At 60.7% G+C, this 9,003-nt stretch carries 9 protein-coding genes; 2 read left to right on the top strand and 7 right to left on the bottom strand.

All coding sequences use genetic code 11. The annotated features are described in order from the left end of the window. The 5 genes from EN742_RS14290 to EN742_RS14270 all read right to left on the bottom strand — a co-directional run. Positions 1-800: SPFH domain-containing protein (locus tag EN742_RS14290; protein WP_127406088.1), on the bottom strand; the 800-nt coding region annotated here is incomplete at its 3' end. 200 nt (positions 801-1,000) lie between these two features. After that, entirely contained in the window at positions 1,001-2,014 is a 1,014-nt protein-coding gene (locus EN742_RS14285) for a zinc-binding alcohol dehydrogenase family protein (RefSeq protein WP_127406089.1), read from the bottom strand. 72 nt (positions 2,015-2,086) lie between these two features. Next, positions 2,087-3,007, bottom strand: a complete 921-nt coding sequence (locus EN742_RS14280) for a sugar ABC transporter substrate-binding protein (RefSeq protein WP_127406090.1) — start codon at positions 3,005-3,007, stop codon at positions 2,087-2,089. An 88-nt stretch (positions 3,008-3,095) separates the two neighbouring features. Continuing rightward, positions 3,096-3,875, bottom strand: coding sequence for an ATP-binding cassette domain-containing protein (locus tag EN742_RS14275; RefSeq protein ID WP_127406091.1), 780 nt, complete (start codon positions 3,873-3,875; stop codon positions 3,096-3,098). Further along, entirely contained in the window at positions 3,872-4,924 is a 1,053-nt protein-coding gene (locus EN742_RS14270; RefSeq protein ID WP_245455565.1) for an ABC transporter permease, read from the bottom strand. Before EN742_RS14270 ends, EN742_RS14275 begins: the two co-directional genes overlap by 4 nt. A 168-nt stretch (positions 4,925-5,092) precedes the next feature. Between EN742_RS14270 and EN742_RS14265 the strand changes: the two genes are divergently transcribed. Next, positions 5,093-5,989, top strand: a complete 897-nt coding sequence (locus EN742_RS14265) for a GntR family transcriptional regulator (protein ID WP_126056158.1) — start codon at positions 5,093-5,095, stop codon at positions 5,987-5,989. 64 nt (positions 5,990-6,053) lie between these two features. Here EN742_RS14265 and EN742_RS14260 read toward each other — a convergent pair whose 3' ends face one another. Both EN742_RS14260 and EN742_RS14255 read right to left on the bottom strand, forming a co-directional pair. Continuing rightward, positions 6,054-6,647, bottom strand: coding sequence for a DJ-1/PfpI family protein (locus tag EN742_RS14260; protein WP_126056159.1), 594 nt, complete (start codon positions 6,645-6,647; stop codon positions 6,054-6,056). A 168-nt stretch (positions 6,648-6,815) separates the two neighbouring features. Continuing rightward, on the bottom strand, positions 6,816-7,505 hold the full coding sequence (locus EN742_RS14255; RefSeq protein WP_126056160.1) for a GntR family transcriptional regulator: 690 nt from the start codon (positions 7,503-7,505) through the stop codon (positions 6,816-6,818). 141 nt (positions 7,506-7,646) lie between these two features. Here EN742_RS14255 and EN742_RS14250 point away from each other — a divergent pair, with 141 nt between their 5' ends. After that, a complete protein-coding gene (locus tag EN742_RS14250) occupies positions 7,647-8,876 on the top strand; it encodes an iron-containing alcohol dehydrogenase (RefSeq protein WP_126056161.1) in 1,230 nt (409 codons plus the stop codon). Positions 8,877-9,003 lie beyond the last annotated feature (127 nt).

Below are 9,003 nucleotides of genomic sequence, written 5' to 3'. Positions count from 1 at the left end.
GCCCCCGCCCCCGCCAGGCCGCCCGGATTCTCGGCGGCGATCGGGATCGATTCGGCAGTCTGGAACTGGGCATAGCGATTGAGGTCGCCCAGCATGTTCATCGAACTCACCTTGTCGAGGACGCGTTGGAGCTCCTCGGGCAACGACAGGCTCTGCACGTAGAAGCTCTTGACGTCGATGCCGTAGGCTTGGAGCGCCGGGCCGATCGCCTCCGCCAGTTGCTGCGAGAATGTTTCCTGATTGGCCGCCATGTCGATAAAGGCGATGTTGCTCTGGCCGAGCTTGCTGGCGATGGCAGTGAGGATGGCACCGCGCAGCTGCCCCTCGATCATCTCGGAGGTGGAGCGCTCGGCCGTGCCGACCAGACGCGACCAGAACACCCCGACATCGCCAATGGCATAGGCATAGTTGCCGAAGGCGCGTAGGCGGATCGGCCCATATTCCTTGTCACGGACAGTCAGGGGCTGGGTGGTGCCCCATTTGCGATCGATCTGGTCCTTGGTGTCGAAGAAATACACGTCCGACTTGAAGGGAGACTCGAAGAACTTGTCCCAGTTCTTCAGATAGGTCAGCACCGGCAGCGTCTGGGTGTTGAGCGTGTAGGTGCCTGGCCCGAAGATGTCGGCGATCTTGCCTTCATTGAAGAAGGCCGCCTTCTGCGTCTCGCGCACCACGAGCTGGGCGCCGTTCTGGATTTCCATGCCGGACATTGGGAACCGAGAGGCCAGCACGCCCGGTTCGTCTGCAGTCCACTGGATGACGTCGATAAATTGCTTGGAAATGAAGTCCAGAATGCCCATGCCCGTTCACCCCATTTCAACGGATCTAAACCACGAGACAGCCATCCGATTTAGCACGGCTGGCAAACCAGGAAGACTAACCCACCTCGAAACGTGACGACAACTAGCCCTTTAGTAACCGGTCGCCAGTGTCGAACACAACCACTTTGTGAGATAGGTTCGGCCCGCGTTTGTTCAGTTGAGCGGCTGCTTTGGAGGCCCTAGAAGGCGATCACGGCCTTGATAAGCCCCGATTTCTGATTTGCCCAATGAGAAATATCGCGCGGGCTGTTTTGAACGGTGGTGTGGTGCGTTGTGAGCTTGTCCACGGGTATGGCGCCGTCGTGCATTGCCGCCATGACGTGGTCGAAGTCGGCGCGAAGCGCGTTGCGGCTGCCGATCAACATCATCTCGCGTTTGTGGAATTCGGGGTCCGAGAAGCTGATCTGGTCCTTGATCACGCTTACCATTACCAGGGCACCGCCGTGGGCCACGTAACCGAAAGCTGCCTGTATCGAAGCCTTGCTGCCGGTCGCATCGAAGACGAGGTCGAAGCAATCGCCATCGGTTCGTTCTCTCACCAGTTTGACAGGTGAAACCGAAGCACCATCGATGACCGGAAACCCGAGTTGGCTTTCGGCGAAGTCGAGCCGTTCCGTGCTGGTGTCCATGAGCGTCACCGCTTGGCCGGCAATACGCGCAAACAATGCCGTACCCAGTCCGATGGGCCCGGCGCCGACGACCAGCGTATGTGCGCCGGCAGCAAGCTCGGAGCGTCTCACCGCGTGAGCGCCGATCGCCAGGAACTCGACAGCCGCCGCGTGAACGAGCGGCAATCCTGCGACCGGGTAGAGGTTGCCGGCAGGCACCAGCAATTCCTCACACATGCCGCCGTCGCGATGAACGCCCAACACCTCGATCGATACGCAGCAATTCGGCTTGCCGTGACGGCAGGCAATGCATTTGTCGCAGGCAAAATAGGGATTTACGACGACCCGCTCACCGACCTCGATGGTGACGCCTTCGCCAACCGCAGTCACGGTGCCAGAGAGTTCATGCCCCATGACACGTGGATAGGCCAGGTAGGGATGCTTGCCCTCAAAGATGTGGTAATCGGTGCCACAGATGCCGACATGGCTGATGCTGACCAGCGCCCATCCGGCGCCAGGCGGGCCGGGCGCCGGGCGATCCTCGAAGATCAGTTCGCCGGGCTTTCGGCATACGAGCGCTTTCATGCGAATTGTCTTCCTGAAATGTTTCAAAAAGAACCCGGCGGCGGAGATCACCGCCGGGCCAAGGTGTGGAGCCTATTCGAAGTCTTTGACGTTCTGCAGCGTCACCAGTCCTGCCCCGGTATCCACATTGGCTTCGACGGTCTCCCCGCGGATCGCCTTGACGACAGTATCGATGCCAAGTTCGCCCATTTTTGCCGGAAATTGCGCAACGCTGGCATCTTCCGCGCCGGACTTGATCGCTTCGATCTCACCGCAGCAGGCGTCGAAGCCGACAAGGATGATCTTGTCGTTGGCGATCCCCGCATTGCTGATCGACTTGACGGCTCCTGGGATAGGCGGTCCGCAGGCTGCGTAGATTGCCTTGAGATCGGGATTGGCGGTCAGGATGTCCTCGGTCACCGACGTGCCAAGTTCAAGCGTGCAATTGGTTGCACCCTTGCCGACGACGTCCACCTTGACGTCGCCGAGCCCCTCCATCATGCCGGTGACCCTGTCGTCCAGCGCCGGCACTCCCGGAACGCCTTGCAGGATACCTATCTTGTCGCCGCTCTTGAGCACTGTCTTCAGATACTCTCCGGCGATCTTGCCGCCGTTGAGGTTGTTGGTCGAAACCAACGCGGTCTGGCCTTTCCAGTCCGGGATACCGTTGTCGACGAGAACCACCTTGATGCCGGCAGCGACCGCCTTGTCGAGCGTCGGCGCGACGGTCGGATCGACGGGAGTGATCGCCAGACCCTTGACCCCTTGCGTGATCATCGATTCGATCAGGGCAATCTGGCCCTCGATGTCGGTTGCCGCCTGGCCCTGGCCGGTGACCAACTCGACTTCAGGATGAGCGGCCGCGTATTTCTTGGCGGCATCCTCCATGGTCGAGTAGAACGGCACCGGGAATTTCGTAATCAGGCCGACCTTGATCTTGTCGGCCGCCGAAGCCGGCATCGCACACGCAACGCCGATCGCCAGCCCAGCGAACAGTTTTCGGTTTAGTGGCATTCCATTCCTCCCTTGGAATTGAGGCGGCTTCCGACGGAAGTCGCTTCAGTCATTTGCGGACCGGAACGGTCCCCAAATCTCGAACGGATCAGGCTCCCACGATCATGGAGACCAGTTCCTGCTTGTTGTCCTTGGTCGGCATCAGCTCACCGACCTTGCGGCCCTGGCGAAGCACCACGGCGCGATCGGCAAGCTCGACGACATGCTCCATGTTGTGGGTTATCAGGATAACAGCGTTGCCCTGGTCGCGCAGGGCGGCGACCAGGTTGAGCACTTGCCGCGATTCACGCAGCCCAAGTGCGGCGGTCGGCTCGTCCAGGATCACGACCTTGCGGGCAAACACGGTCGACCGGGCCACCGCAATGGCTTGCCTTTGTCCACCCGACATCATGGCAACGACGGCGTCCAGCCTTGGCAACGTGACTTTCAAATTGGCGAGCAGAATGCGCGTTTCGGCATCCATCCGGCGCTGTTGAAGAAATCGCATGCCGCGAGGAAGCCATTGCGGCCCCGCCAGTTCGCGACCGGCAAAGAAGTTCTGTCCTGGCGTCAGATTGTCGAACAGCGCCAGATCCTGGTAGACAGTCTCGATACCGGCGAAGCGCGCATCCGCAGGGGAGCGTATCTGCGTTGGCGCACCGTCCAGGAGGATCGCGCCGGCATCGAGTTGGTGCACTCCGCTGATGCATTTGGTCAACGTCGACTTGCCAGCGCCGTTGTCGCCAAGAAGCCCCAAGATCTCGCCGCGTCGGACCTCGATGCTGACGTCGTCCAGCGCCACAACCGAGCCGAAACGCTTGGTCGCGCCGCGTACCGCAAGCACAGGATATTCAGCTGCATGATCGACGCCTGCTGGAACGGCACTCACGACTGCCTCCCGGCCTGCATGACGCGCACGCGCCCTTCAAGATAGTTGCGCAACACATCGGACTCGACCGCTATGACGATGACCACCCCGATAACGATGAGTTGGAAGAAGACATTGACGTTGAGCAGGTTGAGCGCGTTGCGGATGACGCCGATCATGATGGCGCCGATCAAGGCATGGCCAAGATGGCCGCGGCCGCCGAGAAAGCTGGCACCGCCGATGATCACCGCCGCGATCGTATCCAGTTCCAGCAGATTGCCGAACAAGGGCGAACCGGCGTCGGTGCGGCCGGCAAGGATGACCGCACCGACGCCGGCGCACAGTCCTGAGATCACATAGACCGAAACCAGGACCCAGGAGACGGGAATGCCCATGCGGACTGCGGCGTCGGGCCGGCCGCCAACGGCATAGATCCAGCGCCCCCAGACCATCGTCTTGGCCATGACGAAAATCACCGCGGCAACGCCCGCGACCACAAATACCGATCCCGGCAGACCCCAGACCGCCTCGCGGCCAAGCGCATCGATGGCATCCGGCATGCCGGGAATGGCCCGCCCGTCGGCGAGTTGGAGCGCCAATCCCTTGGCGATGCTCAATGTCGCCAGCGTGATGATGAACGGATGCGGCAACCGACCGAAGACGTAGAAGAGCCCGTTGATGGCGCCGACCGCCGCACCGCAGCCAACCATGACCGCGATTACCAGGACGGCGGGAGCGCCGGCATGGAAGCTGAGCGCGCCGACGACCGAAGCCAGTGCCACGTTCGAGCCGACGGACAGATCGATCCCGCGTGTCAGGATGACAAGATGCTGGCCCATCGCCACAACAGAGATGACGGCGGTCTGGGCGAGGATGTTGCTGAGGTTGCGTCCGGTCAAGAAATAGGGCGACAAAAAACTGAGAACGACAATCAGCAGGGCCAGGATAACAACCGGGCCAGCACTCAGCAGGGCCAAGCCCAGCGCGAGTCCGGGAACAGCTTCTTGCTTCCTGGGTGCTCGCAATGCGGCCTCGCCGACAGTGGTGCCGGTGTCTCCCGTTTCAGGCAAGTTCCCCTCCCCGCCGGGGCTTTTGTAAGCCTCGTCGTCAAAAAACTTGTGCCGTATTTTAGCTTCCTCTTATCGATAAAAAACAACCAGAGTATCCCTTGGTCAAGTTGTTTTTTATGGATAAAGTTCACGCTGGAAAGAACAAGGTAATGCTCTGAGGTAGATCCTATGCGAACCGACACTGTCTACAAGAAGGCTTTCAACCGGGTCGCCAGTATGCTGCACGACGGACAATTGACCGGCGAGCTTCCTTCCGAAAATGAGCTTAGACGGCGAATGGGAGTCAGCCGCACGACTGTCCGAAAGGTCCTGAGAGAACTTGCCCGCCGCGACCTTATCGCCGAGCGCGGCGGCGTCAGGACGGCAGGCCGAGCGGTCGAGGATAACGATTACTATCCCGACGCCGAAACCACATCACGCGCCAAGCACGTCGAGCAGCAATTCATGGAGTGGATGCTGCGCGGTGACACCAGACCCGGCACCAGCATCAACGAGCTCGAGCTTGCGCGGCAGTTCGGTGTCGCAACCAACGGAATTCGCGAGTTCCTGATCCGCTTCAGCCGATTTGGGCTGCTCGAAAAAAGGCCGAACACGGGTTGGCTTTTCAAGGGCTTTACGGAAGATTTCGCACTTGAGCTGTTCGAGATCCGCGTAATGTTCGAGCTGCGCTCGGCGCATCTGTTTTCACAGCAGGCCGACACTTCTCCCCTGTGGGAGAAGCTGGCCGTGCTCAAGATTGCGCATACCGAACTGCTGAAGCGGATTGAAAGCCGCTTCCACGACTTTTCAGGCCTCGATAACCGGTTTCACCGGCTCATAAACGAGGCTTCGCCGAACCGCTTCATCGACGATTTCTACGATATCATCAGCTTCATTTTTCACTACCACTATCAGTGGAACAAACATGACGAGAAGCAGCGCAACCAGGCGGCGATCCTGGAGCATCTTGCCTATATCGATGCGCTCGAAAGCCGCGATCCCGAGCGCATTGAGCGAGCCTGCCGAGCACATCTGGGCTCGGCAAGAGAAACGCTGATGCGTTCGCTGATCGTATTTGACGAATGATGGAATCGAGCCACCTTTGAAGGGGGCCGACGCATCCATTGCGGGATGCGTCGGGACCAAACGCTTACGCGTGGCGGATTTCCGTTCCCAGCACCTTCAGGCATTCACGGATGAACGCCGCAAGCGCCGTCCAACCTTTCGCCGAAACCATCGTCCCATCCACATAGGCATCGGTGGGCGACAGGTCGATGTACGTGCCGCCTGCCAGCGTCACCTCCGGTTCGCAAGCCGCGAGCGCGCCGACCTTCTTGCCGCGGACGACGCCGTCCACCGCTATCAGGATCTGGACGCCGTGGCAGATCGTAAATATCGGTTTGTTCGCCTCGTGGAAGTGGCGCACCATCGCCTGCACGCGCTTGTCGGTGCGGATATATTCCGGTCCGCGCCCGCCGGCGCAGTAGACGGCGTCGTATTGGCTCAGTTGCTTCTCGGCGTCGGAAAAGGTCTTGTTGATCAGCGCATTGTGACCGGGCTTTTCGGTATAGGTCTGATCGCCTTCAAAATCGTGCAGCGATGTCTTGATCAGGTCGCCGGCTTTCTTGTCGGGGCAGACGACATGAACAGTATGGCCGACGGCCTCCATCGCCTGCTGGTAGACGAAGATTTCATATTCCTCGGTGAATTCGCCCGTCAGCATCAGTATCTTTTTTCCTGGCATGGTCTTCCTCTCGGTTTGTGGGAAGGCGAGGTGCATTTGGCGCCTCGCCAGACAGGGATCGAAATCGGAGCAGAGCGGTTAAGTCGGGGAATAGTTTTCCTTGGCGTTGGCTGGGCGATCGGCGGCCCGTCGAGCTTGACGGTCCCCGGGCAAGCGAGATCGCGATGGCTACTCGAACGCAGGCAGGAGCCGGTCCCGCGAATTCTCGATGTGCACGCGCATGGCTTTTTCGGCGGCGTCCGGATCGCCCGCGGAGAAGGCGGCGAGGATGGCCTCATGCTCGTCGAGTGCCTCTTCGGTCACGCGTGAGTGATACATCAAGCGGAAGATGTGGAAGTGGGTATGCTGGTGATTGAGCGTCTCGCGAATGAGCTCGTTCTGGGCGAACTCGACGATCTTGTCGTGGAAGATCGCATCCTGACGGGCGAAGTTCGAATAACGCAGGCGTTCGTCTTTCCCCTCTCGCCGGGCCATGACGCCAGCCGCTTCCTGCAGCACGGTCAGGCGCTCGTCGTCCAGTCTTGCAGTGGCTTTGGCCGCGGCAGCTGGCTCAAGCAGAAGGCGCAGCTCGTAAAGCTCGTCAAAGCGGCGGCGGGTGATTTGCGGGGCGGCCCGATAGCCGATCAGGTGGGTCTTCAACACCAGGCCCTCACCCTCCAACCTGCCAAGCGCTTCGCGAATGGGGGTATGCGAGACGTTGAATTCCTTCACGAGATTGTCGACGGTGATGCGCGATCCCGGAGCAATCCTGAGCGACATCAGCTGCGCGAAGATTGCCTCGTAAACGTCGCCGGCCAGGCTGTTGGCGCGCTGGATACGGGCTGTCGAAGGAGCTTCCGTCAGGTCCGCGTTCTGCATTGTTTACCCTCTTGACAGGAGCACTCACTAGCACGATGGTTCGGTCAATTCAATCCTATATCCTATACGATTTAATAGAGGATATTTTGGGAAATGACCCGGACGTCGAGGCCCGGCCTCTGGAACTGAAGGATGCCGTCCATGACCTTGTTCGCAGCCGCGCGCCTGCCGCGCGAGATCCTGTTCGGCAAAGGCCAGCGTCATGTGCTGCCTGCCGTTGCCGCCAAATTTGGGCGGCGCGCGTTCGTCTGCACCGACGAGCGTTTCGCGGCGACTTCGCAGCTCGCCGAAATTCTTGCGGGCTTGCACAATGCGGCGATAGAGACGCTGGTCTACGACCGAACGCTGCCGGATGTGCCCCGCGACAGCGTCGCCGCCTGCATTGCGCAGGCGAAGGATTTCAAGCCGGACATGGTGATCGGGATCGGCGGGGGCAGCTGCCTCGACATGGCCAAATGCGCAGCACTTCTGCTCAGCCATGGTGGCAGGCCCCAGGATTACTATGGCGAGTTCAACGTACCAGGCCCTACCCTTCCCGTGATCGCAGTGCCGACGACGGCCGGGACAGGCTCCGAGGTGACCCCCGTCGCCGTGATTTCCGATCCCGATCGCACCCTGAAAGTGGGTATCTCGAGTCCTCACCTCATCGCCGCGGTGGCGCTTTGCGATCCGGATCTGACGGCGACGTGCCCCCCGTCCCTGACGGCGATCGCCGGTGCCGACGCGTTGACGCACGCAATCGAGGCCTTCACCGCAGCCAGACGCGGTGATGATCCCCGCTTGCCGCAGCAGCATGTCTTTGTCGGCAAGAGCGCCCTGACCGATCATTTCGCGCTTCTGGCTATCAGGCTGCTCGGTAGCAGTCTCGAAAAGGCATATCGCGACGGATCGGACGGGAATGCGCGCGCCGACGTTATGATGGGAGCGCTGGCCGCCGGTTGCGCCTTCGGCACCGCCGGAACGGCCGCCGCTCACGCGGTGCAGTATCCGGTCGGCGCAGTTACACATACCGCGCATGGTCTGGGCGTCGCCACCATGCTGCCATATGTGATGAGCTACAACCTTCCCGCCGCGGCCGCAGAGATTGCCGAAGTTGGCGCCGCTCTCGGCCTTTCCCGTCAGAGCGGCGACGGCGCCGATGCATCGGCGCACGCCACCATCCGCGAGGTGAGCCGGCTGTTTGCCGCCATCGGCATCCCACCGAACTTGGCCAATCTTGGCCTTCCCGAAGACAGGATCGACTGGACGGCCGAGCAGGCGCTCGGCATCGACCGGTTGATCAAGAACAATCCGCGTCCGTTCGACCTCGCCGCGATGCGACGGCTGGTCAGGGCTGCTTATGATGGCGACATGTCCGCCACCATGATGTGATCGACCAGGAGCTCACCCCATGAATATCGCCGCAGGCATATCCGACGAGGATCAAGATATGTTCGATTACGCCACGGTCTCGCACGGTCTCTACATTGGCGGACGCTGGCAGCCCTCGTCGGAGGGC

The sequence above is a fragment of the Mesorhizobium sp. M4A.F.Ca.ET.020.02.1.1 genome, from assembly GCF_004022645.1.
In the GTDB taxonomy this organism is placed as follows: domain Bacteria; phylum Pseudomonadota; class Alphaproteobacteria; order Rhizobiales; family Rhizobiaceae; genus Mesorhizobium.
This window is presented reverse-complemented; position numbering and strand designations above follow the sequence as displayed.

Coding starts and splice junctions, on each gene's coding strand:
- EN742_RS14255 (WP_126056160.1), bottom strand. CDS start 7,505: ATGCAGAACGCGGACCTGACGGAAGCTCCTTCGACAGCCCGTATCCAG.
- EN742_RS14260 (WP_126056159.1), bottom strand. CDS start 6,647: ATGCCAGGAAAAAAGATACTGATGCTGACGGGCGAATTCACCGAGGAA.
- EN742_RS14285 (WP_127406089.1), bottom strand. CDS start 2,014: ATGAAAGCGCTCGTATGCCGAAAGCCCGGCGAACTGATCTTCGAGGAT.
- EN742_RS14250 (WP_126056161.1), top strand. CDS start 7,647: ATGACCTTGTTCGCAGCCGCGCGCCTGCCGCGCGAGATCCTGTTCGGC.
- EN742_RS14265 (WP_126056158.1), top strand. CDS start 5,093: ATGCGAACCGACACTGTCTACAAGAAGGCTTTCAACCGGGTCGCCAGT.
- EN742_RS14280 (WP_127406090.1), bottom strand. CDS start 3,007: ATGCCACTAAACCGAAAACTGTTCGCTGGGCTGGCGATCGGCGTTGCG.